Source organism: Photobacterium minamisatsumaniensis, assembly GCF_050336695.1.
GTDB lineage: Bacteria > Pseudomonadota > Gammaproteobacteria > Enterobacterales > Vibrionaceae > Photobacterium > Photobacterium minamisatsumaniensis.
In genome coordinates this window covers 136,940-153,277 of the sequence record NZ_JAKJSI010000013.1, presented here as the reverse complement: position 1 = coordinate 153,277, position 16,338 = coordinate 136,940, and the positions used below count along the sequence as shown (strand labels likewise).

Genomic DNA, 16,338 nt, shown 5'->3' with positions numbered 1-16,338 from the left:
AAATAGCCACAAATGCGGTTTATGAACAAAAACCCATCAAACGCACCCTTTCTAGACATTTTTATTAAAAAAGTAGTTGACGAAAAGCCGGAAAAACCGTTTAATAGCGCTCCGTTGCCTCGATAGCTCAGTCGGTAGAGCAGAGGATTGAAAATCCTCGTGTCGGTGGTTCGATTCCGCCTCGAGGCACCATTTCTTCTTTTTGATGAACATGGTGCAAGCAACGATAAGCAATTCCCCCTTAGTTCAGTTGGTAGAACGGCGGACTGTTAATCCGTATGTCGCAAGTTCAAGTCTTGCAGGGGGAGCCAAATTCAGTTTTGAGCCAATGGCTTGGAACTAAAAAAGATTTAGTGTGCCGACTTAGCTCAGTAGGTAGAGCAACTGACTTGTAATCAGTAGGTCACCAGTTCGACTCCGGTAGTCGGCACCATTTCTTAGCAAGCGTTGTGTAAACAACATTGCAAAAGTAAAAGCCTAACCGCTTTCACTTTTGCCTCGATAGCTCAGTCGGTAGAGCAGAGGATTGAAAATCCTCGTGTCGGTGGTTCGATTCCGCCTCGAGGCACCATATAATTCCCCTTTAGTTCAGTTGGTAGAACGGCGGACTGTTAATCCGTATGTCGCAAGTTCAAGTCTTGCAAGGGGAGCCAAATCAGTGTTAGACCTTCGGGTTTAAGACGAAAAAGATTCGTGTGCCGACTTAGCTCAGTAGGTAGAGCAACTGACTTGTAATCAGTAGGTCACCAGTTCGACTCCGGTAGTCGGCACCATTCTTTAGCAAGTACTGCGTAAGCAGTGTTGCAAGAGTTAACACTTCGGTGTGACTTTTGCCTCGATAGCTCAGTCGGTAGAGCAGAGGATTGAAAATCCTCGTGTCGGTGGTTCGATTCCGCCTCGAGGCACCATTATTCATCCGATATGATTTATCGTATTAGATAAAGAATAATTCCCCCTTAGTTCAGTTGGTAGAACGGCGGACTGTTAATCCGTATGTCGCAAGTTCAAGTCTTGCAGGGGGAGCCAAATAAATCTTAAGCTTTCGAGCTTAGGATAATAAAAATAATTTGCCGACTTAGCTCAGTAGGTAGAGCAACTGACTTGTAATCAGTAGGTCACCAGTTCGACTCCGGTAGTCGGCACCATTTTTGAAACCTCATCTTATGATGAGGTTTTTTTTTACCTGTAAAAACCTGCCCCATTTACAACATCAGCAATACGATGCCCCACGATAAAAAGCATTGGTATACCTTCAACGGGTAATCAGCATATTACCCAGAGTGCATATTTGGCCTGTTGGTATTATGGTTTACAATTAAATTTTTCATTCATGCCAGTCGCTTATGGTCTCTTGCTGGCAATGATACGGGGTACTCCACCCAAACTCTAATAACGAAGCAGGTTGCGCTGAAACTATGGCAAGCATCAAAATCTCAGTAGAGCGCTTAACCGAAGGTTTATATATCAAGCTCCCCTTGCAATGGACAGATCACCCTTTTCTACTGAACCACTTCAAGATTAAAGACCAGCAACAAATTCGCTTGATTAAAAACCTTGGCGTTAAGTATGTTTTCTTGATCCCAGAGAAGAGTGATACCGAGCCACAAGGCCCTGAAGCGCAGATAGAGGCGATAAGCAAACAAGAAAGCTTGTTCCTTGATAAGCAAGCCGAAAAGCTGTGGCTAGAGAAGCAGGGGCGAATTACGCGGCTAAAAAACTATAAGCGAAAGATCCAGCGCTGTGAAAAAAGTTTTGGCCGCTCAATGGCTCAATTGCGTTCCATCGTCGGTAAAATAAAAAGCCGCCCTGTCACCGCGATAAAAGAAGCCGAGATGTTAGTAGAAGAGATGGTGGATGCCCTACTTGAATCTGACAATGTCGCTCTTCACCTGATGGGCGATAGCAAAGAGAATGAAGATGTTTATTTTCATTCCCTGAATGTCGCAATAATGTCGATGATGCTAGCTCGCTCTTGCGGTATGTCCCAAGAAGATATCAAAGCCATTGCCCTTGGGGCACTGTTTCACGATATGGGGAAATTAAAGATCCCCACCGCTATCACGCGAAAAACCACCCAGTTAACCGATCCGGAAAACAACTACCTCAAGCTGCACACCAAATACAGCTTGGATCTGGCCAATTTGACAGATGACTTTCCTGAAGCGGCGAAACCCATTTTATATCAGCACCATGAGTTACTCGATGGCAGCGGTTACCCGAAACAACTTAAAGCCGAGCAAATTGATTTAAAAGCCCAGCTGGTTGCAGTCGTGAACGCTTACGACAATCTCTGCCATCCGCAAGACCCAAATAAGGCGCGGATCCCTTATAGTGCCCTTTCCTTTTTGTTTAAGAACAAAAAGGCACAATATAACAATGACTACCTCGCGCTCCTTATTCGCTTAATGGGGGTTTACCCACCCGGCAGTGTTGTACAGCTGTCCAATAAGCAACTGGGGTTGGTAATTTCAGTCAATAGCGAAAGCCTGTTGCATCCCAACGTTTTGCTATACGACCCAACGGTGCCATCAAATGAAGCTCCGATTATCGAGCTTGAAGAGAGTGATCTGCGTATTGAGCAGGCAATTCCCCCCCATAAGCTCCCCGAAAAAATACATACCTATTTAAACCCTCGGGTGCGAATGTCTTATTATTTTGATCCTGATGATTAATACCCTGCATGCGGGTAAGTTGAAAAAGACGGGCGTACCTCAAAAAAAACGCCTTGGTTATAAGCCAAGGCGTTTTTCTCAAACCTTTTTAGTCCTACCAACTGAACATCTCTTTGATCCAACCAGCAGGCTTACTCGAGTCACAGTAAGCTTTCGCCGAACCATCGCTGTCCCAAACGGGCAACGAATGCTGGCCACTACAGTCTTGTGACAAAGTACCATTGTCCAATCGATTAAACTTCACCGTGGTAAGCTTGGAAGGCCAAGTCAATCGCAAGGGCTCAGGGTTACGCCGATGCAAGTAATCACTATAAAGGCGCAAGGCACCCGATGAACCGGTTAAGTTAATCGATTTATTATCATCTCGCCCGATCCAAACGGTTACGACCTCTCGGCCATCGACTCCCACATACCAGCTATCTCGGTTTTTATCAGTTGTACCGGTTTTACCCGCTAGCGCAGCCCAGCCAAATTGAGGCTGTAAAAAGCGAGCTGTACCTTGTGATACGACGTTCTTCATACCATAGGTTGTCAGCCATGCAGCTTGCTCTGGTACTGCCTGAGTCGCTCTAGGGAAGCTCTGATATAACATGCTTCCTTGTATATCGACCACAGAACGCAACGCTGTCAATTCTGCTTTTCGCCCGCTACTCACGACAGTTTGGTACATCTGGGTAACTTCATAAGGTGTAAGAGTAAAAGCCCCCAACAATATAGATGGCAACTTAGGGATTTCATTACGATCAACCCCTAAATCAACCATGGTATCAATCACCCCGTCAAGCCCAACCTGTAAACCAAGGTTAACCGTTGGCACATTCAACGATTTAGCCAACGCGTAGTACAGCGGTACTTCGCCCCTGAACTTGCGATCGTAGTTTCTCGGTTGCCAGCTATTGCCCCGGCTCCCCGCCAGTTTTATAGGCTTATCATCAATCGTTGTCGCTAATGTAAATTGCTCAGGCTCTCGCAATGCAGAAAGGTAGACCGCAGGCTTAACCAGAGAACCTATCTGTCGGCTTGCATCCAATGCGCGGTTAAACCCCGCATACCCAGGGCGACTACCGCCAACCATCGCGCGGATTTCACCACTTTGCCGATCAGCAGCAACCAGTGCAGTTTCCACCTTAACACCGGCCTTCTTATCGAGTTGCGGGATCATTTTTAATACCGCCTCTTCCGCTTCTTGCTGTGATAATGGATCAAGCGTACTGAAGACTCGCAAACCAACGCCTGGAGTAAAGTTATCACCGACTTTGTCTTTTAGTTCACGTTGCAACTGTTGAAAGTATGCAGGCTGACGGCTTGATATTCGCGGGCCATTCTTTTGTACATCAAGCGGGCGAGAAGCCGCCTGTTCATATTGGGCTCCATTTAGCGTGCCGCTATCCATCATCAAGCGTAAGATCAGGTCACGACGCTGGCGTGCACGATCGGGGTTTCGCCACGGATTGTAGTAAGAGGGGCCTTTAGCCATAGCGACCAACAGTGCTTGCTGATCAATACGTAGCTCTTGCAATGGTCGCCCGAAGTACAACCTCGCCCCTAACGCGAAACCGTGCACTTCCTTGCCACCATTCTGGCCAAGATATATTTCATTTAAATATGCTTCAAGAATCCGGTCTTTGCTATAACGATAATCGATGATCAACGCGATATATGCTTCACTTAACTTGCGCCAGAGTGTGCGGTCTCGGGTCAGGAAAATATTTTTCGCCAGCTGCTGAGTCAAGGTACTTCCCCCTTGCACCGTTCGTCCAGCCTTCAAATTGACGACCATTGCACGTGCTATGGCCAACGGAGAAACACCGTCATGATGATAAAAGTTACGATCTTCGGTAACGAGTAAGGCCTCAACCAGTACTTCAGGGAACTGCTCGCGAGGCATAAAGATCCGCTGCTCCCCTTCCGTTGTTCCTAGCATTCCAAGCATTTTAGGCTCGATACGCAAATAACCGAGTTGCTGCTTGCTACCGACCTCATGAATACTTTTAAGCTGACCGTCAGCAAATGTTAGCATCGTATGCCTTGCCCCTTCAGGGCCATCATCAAACTCAAAGGGACGACGAATAATTTCAATCCGAGTCGATGAAGACGAGTATTCACCATTACGCTGTGGTGTACTGACTTTGTGGTATTGCAATAAATCGAGCTCTCGCCTCACCTCATTCAAGGTAATTGCTTGGCCTGGCTGTAAGTTCAATACTCGCCCATATACCACTGCGGGTAGATTCCACAGCTGTCCATCAAACTTATCGCGTACAACGTTATCAAGGTAAATACCGACCACCAGCAACACCGCAAAGATGGCAATGGCGACTTTAAACCCAAACCCAAGCAACCACTTTAGCCATACGGGTAGACGGGAAGATTTTTTCGTGGCGGCCTTTTTGCGACTTTTCGTTGATTTAGCCGGTTTTTTTTTCGCGGTCGATGCGGCTGGCTTGCGTCGCGTTGCTGGCTTTTTGGTACCCGGTTTTGGCCCTGGTTTTTTCGGAGCCTGCGCTGTAAAGCGAAGTGCCGGTATATTATTCAATGGCAAAATTCTTTATCCCTACCTCCTCAGCAATCATCTTACTGAGGAAATTAACATCATGATTTCAAAAGAAATCCAATGGACCTACTAAGCCCTACATGTATTTTTTGATTTTTCGAGTCGGAGCATGTGTTGCCGGATCATCGGGCCACGGATGCTTGGGGTATCGCCCTTTCATTTCTTTTTGAACATCTTTATACGATCCCTGCCAGAAAGCAGCCAGATCACGGGTGATCTGAAGTGGTCGCTGAGCCGGTGACAATAATTCCAATACAACCGCTACTTTCCCATTCGCAATCTGTGGTGATGTTTTTTCACCAAACATTTCCTGCAATTTCACCGCCAGTACCGGAAATTGCCCCACTTGATAGCGGATCGGATAACGAGACCCTGTCGGGACCTGATAATGCGTTGGCAGGGCGTCATCAAGTAACTGCTTCTTATCCCAACCTAATCGCGCTTCCAATGCGGCGAGCACATCTAGCCTATCAAGGGCTTTTAGGGTTTTCATTCCATTCATATATGGCAATAGCCATTCATCCGCAGCAGCGAGCAATGCGTCATCATCCATGCAAGGTAACGCTAATTCTGGTAGCCATTCATTGGCACATCGCGCTCGCTCCAGTAGCTTTTCCGCCGATGGTGTCCAAGGTAACACCTTAAGCCCTTTACGAATAATGGCATTTAACAATGCTTCACTGGCCTTTGCTGGATCGGGCGCTCCCATTTCACGTCGTTCCAGAATAAGCTTACCGCAACACAAATGCTGCTCTGCTGTTAGGCGACCTTTTTTATCATCCCAATCAAGCCACTCATGCTCACTAAACAGGTGCGGTAATACATCTTGCAGGCGGGATAAATTCGCGGCGACAGCAGAGAAGATCCGGCTATCGCCTTGCCGCGTTTTGACCACATCGGCCACCACCAACAATGCCTCATCAGCTAGCGGTTCGTCAGGCATCAACATTGCGCCTTGCCCATTAGCTAACTGGTAACGACTATTTTTACCTCGAGAAAGAGCGATGCGATCAGGAAAAGCAGCCGCCATTAAGGGCGCAATCCACTCCCTGTCCGCCACTAGCGCGCCAGATTGATGGCCACCGAGTTTAGCAAGGTGTTGTTTCGCCCGTTGTAAGTAGTGTCGACTTTTCGGTAATTTCCCACTTTCGAGCATGCTTAATTGAAAGTGTAGATCTGGGTTATTCCCCCCCCTTGGCGGCTCTTCCAGCAAGGCCACTAACATTGCCGCGGTTACCATAGCCTGCGTACCGTGAGTCTTAGCGAGCAGCAATAAAGCGGCATGGCGAGGGTCGGCACCGAGCGATTGAATCGCTTTCCCTTGCTCTGTTAATTGTTGACGTTCATCCATTGCACCGAGTGATTGCAACAAACGGCGTGACTGATCCACGGCTATCGTTGGTGGTACATCGAGCCAATGTAGATCTTTGGCATCGGTACAGCCCCACTGTGCAAGCTCCATAGCCAATGCCGTTAGATCAGCGCGGAGTATTTCAGGTTGTGGTGTAGCGGGCTGTCGAGCTAGCGCCTCTTCACTGTACAAGCGTAAACAGATCCCCGGCTCTAAACGGCCTGCACGTCCCGCACGCTGCTCGGCTGATGAGCGGGCAATACGTACCGACTCCAATCGGCTGATCCCCGTTTTCGGATCCCATAACGCAATCCGCTCAAGGCCACAATCAACCACAATCCGGATCCCTTCAATGGTTAAACTGGTTTCTGCGATATTGGTCGCAAGCACCACTTTACGCTTCCCTTTTGCTGCAGGTTCAATCGCTTGTTGCTGCTGGCCTCCCGCTAATTGACCGTACAATGGGCTAATAACCACATGGCTATCTGTACGCTCATTGAGTAATTCAGCTAAGCGTCGAATTTCCCCAGCCCCCGGCAAGAAAACCAATATCGATCCTGTTTCCGTATCAAGCAACGTCATGATCTCACGTGCCATCGCGTCAATTAGGTTCACGGAATCGGCCAAACGCTTATAACGATGTACAACCGGGAAGCAACGCCCTTCAGACTCAAGATACCCTGCATTGGGTAGCAGCTCAGTTAAAGCTTCCTCATCGAGCGTTGCTGACATCACCAACAGTTTAAGATCATCACGCAACGCCTCTTGTACTTCCAACGCCAATGCCAAAGATGTATCTGCATGGATACTCCGCTCATGAAATTCATCGAAGATCAGCAGCTCAATCCCTTCAAGTTCGGGATCTTGCTGTAGCATGCGGGTCATCACCCCTTCCGTAACAATCTCTAGGCGGGTTTTCGCGCTGACTTTGGTCTCTCCCCTCACACGCAAGCCGATGGTTTCGCCAACTTTCTCACCAAGCTGATCAGCTAAATAAGCGGCAATATTACGCGCAGCAAGGCGGCGGGGCTCAAGCATGATGATCCGCCCCTGTAAACCTGCTTGTTGCAAGATAAACAGAGGTAAACGGGTTGATTTCCCCGCCCCTGGCGGTGCTTTAAGGATCAATTGAGATCGGGACTGGAGTTGCTCAAGCAGCGGAGGTAAAACATCTTCGATAGGCAGCTGTGACAATGGGAACACCTTGTGTCATATTCAAACTAAGCTAAGCCATTGTACATCACCGTAATGAAAGAGAAAAAACAACGCCTGTTCTTTGCCCTTTCTCCAACAAAGAATTCGCCGAACTTTACGTCGTTATGCCAGCTGGTCGACTCTCTGTCTGTTTTCGGCCGTCCAGTCCCACACGACAACATGCACATTACCCTTGCCTTTGTGGGTAATGTCTCTGACTCAAAAATCAATACCTTAAGAGCAGCAACCTCCACTTTACATCTGCCTTCGCCCATTTTCCTGACGCTAGACGCTTTAGGCTATTGGAAGCGCAGTAAAGTACTATGGCTTGGTACTGAATTATCACCGCCAGCCCTGCTTCATCTCGCACAACAGCTGCAAACACTCACCACCGACCTTGGCCTTTACCAGGAGGTTCGTCCTTACCGTCCTCATATTACGCTAACGAAATCGGTCGCCCACCGCCCGCAGCAATTGCCCGAATACAATAACTTTGCCTTTCATTTCGAGTCATTTGGGTTGTATATTTCACACGTCAGCAATCAGTCAGGGCATCACAGTGTGAGCTACTCTAGCCTGCAGCAATGGCAGTTGCCACGAACGAATAATGAAAAAGAATGTACCGTGCTCCGACATAAACTAGGAAAGTAAATGAAATTTGAACCTTCACTGCAGTCTGCTACCTTAATTAGGCGTTATAAGCGCTTTCTGGCCGACATCGAACTCGCTGACGGTACAGTCAAAACCATTCATTGTGCCAACACAGGTGCCATGACTGGCTGCGCCGATGCAGGTAATACGGTGTGGTATTCCACGTCGGACAACCCGAAGCGCAAATACCCCAACAGTTGGGAGTTATCTCAAACCGCACAAGGGGATATGATTTGTGTTAACACCGCCCAAGCCAACCGTTTAGTTGTTGAGGCGATAAATGAAGGTGCCATCACAGAATTAACAGGCTATACATCACTTCGCACAGAAGTGAAGTATGGTAGCGAAAACAGTAGGATAGACGTACTTCTAGAGGCCGAAGATAAACCCGCCTGCTATATTGAAGTAAAGAGCGTTACCTTACTGGATAATGGACAGGGCTATTTCCCGGACGCCGTGACGACCCGAGGCCAAAAACATATACGAGAATTAATTGAAGTGGCACAAAGCGGACAACGTGCCATACTTTTTTTCGCTATTTTGCATTCAGGGATTGAAAAAGTAACCGCGGCACACCATATAGACCCGGAATATCATACTTTAATCCAACAGGCAGAACAGGAAGGTGTAGAAATCGTGTGTTACAAGGCGGTATTAAACCAACACGAGATCTATTTGGACCATTGCATAAAATTCAACCAATAGGTACCTCAAAGTGATGCTTTCTTCACATTGGTATAAAATTGAATATATGCAGCAATTGCCACATTACCCCCTTTCTGCTATAGATACCGCCAAAATTTAACCAGTGACGGTTATTAGGTATATTTAGGAGATGCTATATGCCAGAGAGCAAAGTTAAAAAATCGCTAGGCATCCTGGCTATTGCTGGGCTTGAGCCATACCAGGAAAAAGCTGGCGAAGAATATATGGGTGAAGAGCAGCTAAAGCACTTCCAAAAAATTCTTGGCGCGTGGCGTAACCAACTTCGTGAAGAAGTTGACCGCACAGTAAACCATATGCAGGATGAAGCGGCTAACTTCCCTGATCCTGTGGATCGTGCAGCCCAAGAAGAAGAGTTTAGCCTAGAGCTTCGCAACCGCGATCGCGAACGCAAACTGATCAAGAAAATTGAGAAGACATTGCAGCGTATCGAAGATGATGACTTTGGTTTTTGTGACTCGTGCGGTATCGAAATCGGTGTCCGCCGCCTAGAAGCTCGTCCAACAGCTGATCTATGTATCGACTGTAAGACATTAGCTGAAATCAAAGAAAAACAGATGGCTGGCTAATACCTCAGGTATTTACTGGCTACTGTATCAAGAGGGAGCGTCAGCTCCCTTTTTCGTTTTTATCCATTACCAACCATCATCCGTTGTTGGCACCTTTTACACTCAACAGCAGTTAGGTTGGTTTAATTTATTTATGACTACAAACAAACATTACATTGGCCGCTTTGCCCCTTCACCATCAGGGCCGCTGCACTTTGGTTCACTCATTGCAGCACTTGGTAGCTACCTTCAAGCAAAATCACAACAAGGTTGTTGGTTAGTTCGAATGGAAGACCTTGACCCTCCCCGTGAAGTGGCTGGTGCAGCAGATGACATTCTGCAAACGCTAGACGCCTATGGGTTACATTGGGATGGCGCTGTAATGTATCAGAGCCAGCGTCATGCCACCTATCAAGCCCAAATAGAGCAATGGCTAGCACACGGGCAGGCCTATTATTGTCAATGTAGTCGTAAACAAATTAAAGAAGCGGGTGGTTTCTACCCAGGAACCTGCCGTGATTTACAACGCCCAGCGACTGACAGCGCGATTAGGCTAAAGGTTGACTTACCCGTCACCCACTTTGACGATCGTCGCCATGGCCGTATTGAGATCCCACACGCTCTGGCCGAAGAAGATTTCATTATTCGCCGTCGGGATGGCCTTTATGCCTATAACCTTGCCGTCGTATTGGATGACATTGAACAAGGTATAACAGAGGTCGTACGCGGCGCGGATTTAATCGAACCCACTGGCCGACAGATTGGCCTATATCAGTTACTGGGCCAGCAAGCGGTTAGTTACTTGCACCTACCGCTGGCAGTGACTGAAAATGGTAATAAACTGTCGAAGCAAAATCATGCGCCAGCGATCGATATAGCCAATCCAAAACCCGCACTCATTCAAGCGATGCACTTTCTTGGGTTATCGCCGCCCGATGACTTATTCGCGTCAAATATCGAAGATATTCTACGCTGGGGCATCGAAAATTGGCAAATTGAGTGCTTACCAGAGTCAACTGCGATCACGCTAGGATTCTAAAATGCTTTGCTGTGATATATGATATGCGGCTGTTTGTTGAACCCGAACCACATAAATGAGGTGTATTATCTTTAATCGAGTAGCCAGCTTTTGCCGTAAGGTATTGAATCGCGATAATAGTACGCTCGACACCGAGGAACTCGCCTTGCAAGTTTATCAGCGCCAAGAGCACGGTATTTCACGTAAAGATATCAGCGAAAATGCGCTGAAGGTCCTTTATCGCCTAAATAAAGCCGGTTACGACGCTTATTTAGTCGGCGGGGGGGTTCGCGATCTCCTACTGGACAAACAACCGAAAGACTTCGACATTGCGACCAACGCAACACCAGAAGAAATTAAGCAGCTGTTTCGAAATTGTCGCCTAATTGGCCGACGTTTCCGCCTCGCTCATATTCTTTTTGGTCGCGAAGTGATTGAGGTTGCCACTTTCCGTGGGCACCATGCAGATGCAAAACCGAGCCTTAAAGACAAAAAACAGGTTTCGGCTCAGAGCCAAGAAGGCATGCTATTGCGTGATAACGTCTATGGCACTATCGAAGAAGATGCTGAACGTCGTGATTTTACGGTTAATGCCCTGTACTACAGCATTAAAGATTTCAGTGTCACTGACTATGTTAATGGCGTTGAAGATCTTGATAACCGTATTGTTCGCCTGATCGGTGACCCTGAAACACGCTACCGTGAAGACCCGGTACGCATGTTACGTGCCGTTCGCTTTGCTGCGAAGCTCGATATGACAATCGAAACGAAGACAGCAGAGCCGATTGCACCGCTGGCTAGCCTTCTGCAAGACATTCCATCCGCGCGTTTGTTTGAAGAAAGCCTGAAGCTACTGCAATCAGGCGACGGATTCGCAACCTATAAGCTGCTACGACAGTACAATCTTTTCCAGCAACTGTTCCCGCTACTATCAGAGCACTTTACTGAAGAGCAGGACAGCCAAACGGAAGTGATGATCGAGCACATCCTAAAAGCAACGGATAAACGCTTAGCTGAAGACAAGCGTGTTAACCCTGCATTTATGTTTGCGGCCATGCTGTGGTACCCAATGGTGACTCGAGCAGAAGAAATCTCGTTTGCTAGTGGGTTGTCGTACTACGATGCCTTCATGGTAGCGTCAAACGATGTACTGGATGAGCAAGTCAAAAGCATTGCTATCCCACGCCGTTTTACCACAACTGTACGTGATATCTGGCAGCAGCAAATGCGCTTTAGCCGCCGCAGTGGTAAACGCGCCTTCAAAATGATGGAACACCCAAAGTTCCGTGCGGCTTACGACTTCCTAGAGATGCGTGCCAACTTTGAAGGGGATGATATTGTAGAGCTCGCGCAATGGTGGAATGACTTCCAGTATGGCGACCGCAATCAGCGTGGCAAGATGGTACAGGCAATAAACGAAGGGGGGGAAGGAACACCCCGTCGTCGTCGCCGTCGTCCAACCCAGCGTCGTAAAAAGCCACAGGCTAAATCATCATGACCCGTGCCTATATCGCTATTGGCAGTAACCTGAGTGATCCCGTCACTCAGGCAAAGAGCGCCATTGAGATATTGAAACAACACCCTGACCTTACCGTGGTTGGGGTGTCATCACTCTACAGCAGCACACCGATGGGTCCTCAAGACCAACCGGATTACATCAACGCTGTTGTAGCCATCGATACAGCACTTACGCCACTGGCGTTACTTGACTGTACACAGGCAATTGAACAAGAGCATGGCCGCGTTCGCAAAGCAGAACGCTGGGGGCCGCGCACACTCGACCTCGATATTGTTTTATACGGCAATCTTGAGCATCACTGTGACCGCCTAACCGTGCCACACTACGGCATGAAAGTACGCGAGTTCGTACTTTACCCACTTGCTGAAATTGCACCTGAGTTGGTACTACCAGATAACACCGCCTTGCAAAGCTTGCTGGCAGAGGTAGACCGTAATGGCCTGACTATTTGGTCAAAATAAGCCATTGCTTCGGTATTAAGGGAGAGAAAATGAAAAAAATCACGATTAACGACCTAATGAAATGGAAGCAAGAAGGTCGTAAGTTTGCATCTGTAACCGCTTATGATGCGAGTTTTTCCCAGCTTTTCGAGCAACAGGGTATGCCTGTTATGCTTGTGGGCGATTCATTGGGAATGGTATTACAAGGTAAACCAGATACTTTACCAGTCAGTGTGGCAGATATTGCCTACCACACACGCTGTGTACGCGCTGGTAGCCCGAACTCACTTTTAATGGCCGATATGCCGTTTATGAGTTATAGCACCCCAGAGCAAGCTTGTGAGAGCGCAGCCGAACTCATGCGTGCTGGTGCTAACATGGTGAAACTGGAAGGCGGCGCTTGGCTTGCTGAAACCGTCACGAAGTTAACTGAACGTGCGGTACCTGTGTGTGCCCACCTAGGCTTAACACCTCAGTCAGTCAATATTTTTGGCGGCTATAAAGTGCAAGGACGTGACTCTGACCACGCTGAGCAGATGGTAAAAGATGCTATCCTGTTGAAAAATGCAGGCGCACAAATCATCTTGCTTGAATGTGTACCAGCAAGTCTTGCAGAACGCATCACGAAGGCCGTAGAAGTCCCCGTGATTGGTATTGGTGCAGGTAATGTCACCGATGGGCAAATCCTTGTCATGCATGACATGTTCGGTATTTCAGCAAATTATATGCCTCGTTTTTCCAAAAACTACTTGGCAGAAACTGGCGAGATGCGTGCAGCTGTCACTAAATACTTAGAAGATGTCGAGGCCGGCACATTCCCTGGCCCAGAACATACCTTTGAATAAGGAATAAAAATGCAAACATTCGCCGAGATTGCCCCGTTAAGAGAACAGATCCGCAGCTGGCGCCGTGAAGGCCGCCGCATTGCATTTGTTCCAACCATGGGCAACCTACACGAAGGCCACCTGACGCTGGTTCGCAAAGCACGCGAACACGCGGATGTGGTTGTAGTCAGCATTTTTGTCAACCCAATGCAGTTTGACAAAGCAGATGATCTGAACAGCTACCCACGTACGATGGAAGATGATCTGGCTAAGTTAAACGGTGAAGCTGTTGAAGTGGTGTTTACACCAACACCTGAAATCATGTATCCAGATGGCCTTGATCGTCAAACATGTGTTGATGTACCAGGCTTATCCACCATGCTAGAAGGTGCATTACGTCCAAGCCATTTCCGAGGCGTATCAACCGTCGTCACCAAACTGTTCAATATTGTTCAGCCGGATGTCGCCTGCTTTGGTGAAAAAGATTACCAGCAGCTTGCCTTGATCCGCCAAATGGTTATCGACATGGCGATGGATATAGAGGTCATTGGCGTACCGACCGTACGTGAAATGGACGGCCTTGCGATGAGCTCTCGTAATGGCTACCTCACGGTTGACGAGCGTCAACGCGCACCAGTCCTTGCCCGCACAATGCGCTGGATCAGCAGCCAAATGCGTGGTGGCCGTAACGACCTTTCAGAGATCATTGTCGATGCCAATGACCAATTGCGTGCCGCTGGGCTACAACCGGATGAAATCTATATTCGCGATGCCAACAGCCTGCAAGCAGTAACTGAAGAAACACAGCAAGCTGTGATTTTGATGTCGGCGATCTTAGGAAAAGCCCGCTTGATTGATAATCAAGTTGTTGAGCTTACGCCACCATCAACGGCGACAGAGGAATAACCGCCCTTTACCGTTGAAAAAAATCCCAGCTTCGGCTGGGATTTTTAGTTTCAGGGATCATTTCCGGTTACGAGCGCAATCCGATACCACGTGATATCAAGAAAAATACAACGGCATACAAGGCGACGGTAAACATCCCAAGCACAGCAAACGAGGTACCGATACCCACATCAGACACGCCAAGAAAGCCATAGCGGAACGCATTGACCATGTAGACAATTGGGTTCAGCTTCGACACGCCTTGCCAGAATTCCGGCAATAAACTTAATGAGTAAAACACCCCGCCAAGGTAAGTCAGCGGTGTCAGTACGAAGGTCGGAATAATACTAATATCATCGAAGGTCTTGGCAAATACCGCATTGATCAAGCCGCCCAACGAAAACACCACTGATGTCATAAACACTGTCGCGACAATCACACCAAAGTGGGCAATTTGCAAATCAACAAAAAACAATGAGACAACAGAAACGATCAAACCAACGCCTAAGCCACGTAATACACCACCACCTACAAAACCCGCAATAATGATGTAGTTAGGAACAGGCGCAACAAGTAGCTCTTCAATGTTATGTTGAAACTTTGCACTGAAAAATGATGAAGCGACATTGGAATATGAGTTAGTGATCACCGACATCATGATCAAGCCAGGCACGATATACTCCATGTAGCTGAAGCCGCCCATTTCACCAATCCGGCTGCCGATCAGGTTACCGAAAATAATGAAATACAATGTCATGGTGATCGCGGGTGGCACCATTGTTTGTACCCAAATACGAGCAAAGCGATTCACTTCTTTGGTGATCAGGCTTTTGAAGGCAACCCAATACTGCTGATTCATGATTGCGCTCCTTGTCCTGAATTCACACTCTTACTATTGGTTACGAGGGTAACAAACAGCTCTTCCAGACGGTTGGCCTTGTTTCTCATCGATATCACATCAATGCCCTGTTGTGTTAGCTGGGAAAAAACATGATTAAGACTCCCACCCTTATTAATATCCACTTCCAAGGTGTGATTATCAGGTAATTTCCACTGCACCCCGTCAAGTTCAGGCTTGTTGCCATTCAACTTAATATCGAGAATAAAGGTTTCCACTTCCAGCTTACCCAAGAGTGCTTTCATTGAGGTGTTTTCAATCAGTTCACCATTATTAATGATCCCGATATTACGACACAGCATTTCCGCTTCTTCTAAATAGTGAGTCGTTAGAATAATGGTGACCCCTTGACGGTTGAGCTCACGCAGAAAATCCCACATTGAGCGGCGAAGCTCAATATCAACCCCTGCAGTAGGCTCATCCAGTATCAGTAGCTTAGGTTCATGCATCAGCGCTCGTGCGATCATAAGGCGGCGCTTCATTCCCCCAGACAACGTACGGGCACGATCATTGCGCTTTCCCCATAGATCGAGCTGTGAAAGATACTTTTTAGCACGCTCTTTGGCGAGAGGACGATCAACGCCGTAATAACCAGCCTGGTTAACAACAATTTGCTCAACCGTTTCAAATGGATTGAAGTTGAACTCTTGTGGCACCAATCCCAATTGCTTCTTCGCCTCGACTTTTTGTCGGTCAAGATCATAGCCAAAAACATTAACAGAGCCCGAAGACTTATTTACTAATGAGCTAATTATGCCAATTGTGGTTGATTTACCAGCACCGTTTGGGCCTAGTAGCGCGAAAAAATCGCCCTCTTTAACACATAGACTCATGTTTTTCAGTGCATTAACGCCACCTTTATAGGTTTTGTTTAAATTTTTTATTTCCAATGCGTTCATAAAATGCGATCTTTATGTTAGAAATTTCACCGGAGGACTACTCCGATTTGCTAGCCAGCCAACTTGTGTATAGTGAAGCCGGTTTTCATATTTATCAATCTTATCATTTAGTGCTGATACATATGTGAATTGGTCGTACCCAACGAGTAATCTGAAGTGCCA

General features: G+C 47.4%; 13 protein-coding genes and 9 tRNA genes. 18 read left to right on the top strand and 4 right to left on the bottom strand.

Features of this window, described 5'->3' with window-relative positions; genetic code table 11:
* The first annotated feature begins 116 nt into the window (after window positions 1–116).
* From L4D78_RS05640 to L4D78_RS05595, 10 genes are all read left to right on the top strand, one after another.
* Window positions 117–192: transfer RNA gene (locus L4D78_RS05640), tRNA-Phe, on the top strand.
* Between the two features lie 43 nt (window positions 193–235).
* A tRNA-Asn gene (locus L4D78_RS05635) sits at window positions 236–311 on the top strand.
* Between the two features lie 46 nt (window positions 312–357).
* Window positions 358–433 (top strand) — tRNA-Thr (locus L4D78_RS05630).
* Between the two features lie 62 nt (window positions 434–495).
* Window positions 496–571: transfer RNA gene (locus L4D78_RS05625), tRNA-Phe, on the top strand.
* A gap of 6 nt (window positions 572–577) precedes the next feature.
* Window positions 578–653: transfer RNA gene (locus L4D78_RS05620), tRNA-Asn, on the top strand.
* A gap of 44 nt (window positions 654–697) precedes the next feature.
* Window positions 698–773 (top strand) — tRNA-Thr (locus tag L4D78_RS05615).
* Between the two features lie 59 nt (window positions 774–832).
* Window positions 833–908 (top strand) — tRNA-Phe (locus L4D78_RS05610).
* A 42-nt stretch (window positions 909–950) separates the two neighbouring features.
* Window positions 951–1,026, top strand: a tRNA-Asn gene (locus L4D78_RS05605).
* A 43-nt stretch (window positions 1,027–1,069) separates the two neighbouring features.
* Window positions 1,070–1,145 (top strand) — tRNA-Thr (locus L4D78_RS05600).
* Window positions 1,146–1,415: 270 nt separating this feature from the next.
* Entirely contained in the window at window positions 1,416–2,672 is a 1,257-nt protein-coding gene (locus L4D78_RS05595) for a cyclic di-GMP phosphodiesterase (RefSeq protein WP_428466011.1), read from the top strand.
* A 94-nt stretch (window positions 2,673–2,766) separates the two neighbouring features.
* Here L4D78_RS05595 and mrcB read toward each other — a convergent pair whose 3' ends face one another.
* On the bottom strand, window positions 2,767–5,199 hold the full coding sequence (gene mrcB / locus L4D78_RS05590) for a penicillin-binding protein 1B (RefSeq protein ID WP_428466084.1): 2,433 nt from the start codon (window positions 5,197–5,199) through the stop codon (window positions 2,767–2,769).
* A gap of 103 nt (window positions 5,200–5,302) precedes the next feature.
* Window positions 5,303–7,771: an ATP-dependent helicase HrpB gene (gene hrpB, locus L4D78_RS05585; RefSeq protein ID WP_428466010.1), complete on the bottom strand. Its 2,469-nt coding sequence runs from the start codon at window positions 7,769–7,771 to the stop codon at window positions 5,303–5,305.
* A 54-nt stretch (window positions 7,772–7,825) separates the two neighbouring features.
* On the opposite strand from hrpB, the gene thpR reads away from it, so the two are divergent.
* From thpR to panC, 8 genes are all read left to right on the top strand, one after another.
* Window positions 7,826–8,422 (top strand): RNA 2',3'-cyclic phosphodiesterase, encoded by a 597-nt coding sequence (gene thpR / locus L4D78_RS05580; protein WP_428466009.1) that lies wholly within the window; start codon window positions 7,826–7,828, stop codon window positions 8,420–8,422.
* The gene (gene sfsA / locus L4D78_RS05575; RefSeq protein WP_428466008.1) at window positions 8,423–9,127 is read left to right on the top strand and encodes a DNA/RNA nuclease SfsA; all 705 of its coding nucleotides are present in this window, start codon (window positions 8,423–8,425) and stop codon (window positions 9,125–9,127) included.
* Between the two features lie 137 nt (window positions 9,128–9,264).
* On the top strand, window positions 9,265–9,714 hold the full coding sequence (gene dksA / locus L4D78_RS05570) for an RNA polymerase-binding protein DksA (RefSeq protein WP_428456702.1): 450 nt from the start codon (window positions 9,265–9,267) through the stop codon (window positions 9,712–9,714).
* A gap of 133 nt (window positions 9,715–9,847) precedes the next feature.
* Complete coding sequence (gene gluQRS / locus L4D78_RS05565) at window positions 9,848–10,732, top strand: tRNA glutamyl-Q(34) synthetase GluQRS (RefSeq protein ID WP_428466007.1); 885 nt, start codon at window positions 9,848–9,850, stop codon at window positions 10,730–10,732.
* Between the two features lie 55 nt (window positions 10,733–10,787).
* Window positions 10,788–12,209 carry a polynucleotide adenylyltransferase PcnB gene (gene pcnB, locus L4D78_RS05560; protein ID WP_428466006.1) on the top strand — a complete coding sequence of 474 codons (1,422 nt, stop codon included), beginning with the start codon at window positions 10,788–10,790 and terminating at the stop codon, window positions 12,207–12,209.
* Window positions 12,206–12,691, top strand: a complete 486-nt coding sequence (gene folK / locus L4D78_RS05555) for a 2-amino-4-hydroxy-6-hydroxymethyldihydropteridine diphosphokinase (RefSeq protein WP_428466005.1) — start codon at window positions 12,206–12,208, stop codon at window positions 12,689–12,691. The genes pcnB and folK overlap by 4 nt, the downstream gene beginning before the upstream one ends.
* Before the next feature lie 29 nt (window positions 12,692–12,720).
* On the top strand, window positions 12,721–13,515 hold the full coding sequence (gene panB, locus L4D78_RS05550; protein WP_428466004.1) for a 3-methyl-2-oxobutanoate hydroxymethyltransferase: 795 nt from the start codon (window positions 12,721–12,723) through the stop codon (window positions 13,513–13,515).
* Window positions 13,516–13,524: 9 nt separating this feature from the next.
* Window positions 13,525–14,400 carry a pantoate--beta-alanine ligase gene (gene panC, locus L4D78_RS05545; protein WP_428466003.1) on the top strand — a complete coding sequence of 292 codons (876 nt, stop codon included), beginning with the start codon at window positions 13,525–13,527 and terminating at the stop codon, window positions 14,398–14,400.
* A gap of 67 nt (window positions 14,401–14,467) precedes the next feature.
* Here the strand turns inward: panC and L4D78_RS05540 are convergent, their stop codons facing one another.
* Both L4D78_RS05540 and L4D78_RS05535 read right to left on the bottom strand, forming a co-directional pair.
* Window positions 14,468–15,238, bottom strand: a complete 771-nt coding sequence (locus L4D78_RS05540; protein ID WP_428466002.1) for an ABC transporter permease — start codon at window positions 15,236–15,238, stop codon at window positions 14,468–14,470.
* On the bottom strand, window positions 15,235–16,176 hold the full coding sequence (locus L4D78_RS05535; RefSeq protein WP_428466001.1) for an ABC transporter ATP-binding protein: 942 nt from the start codon (window positions 16,174–16,176) through the stop codon (window positions 15,235–15,237). The genes L4D78_RS05540 and L4D78_RS05535 overlap by 4 nt, the downstream gene beginning before the upstream one ends.
* Between the last annotated feature and the right edge of the window lie 162 nt (window positions 16,177–16,338).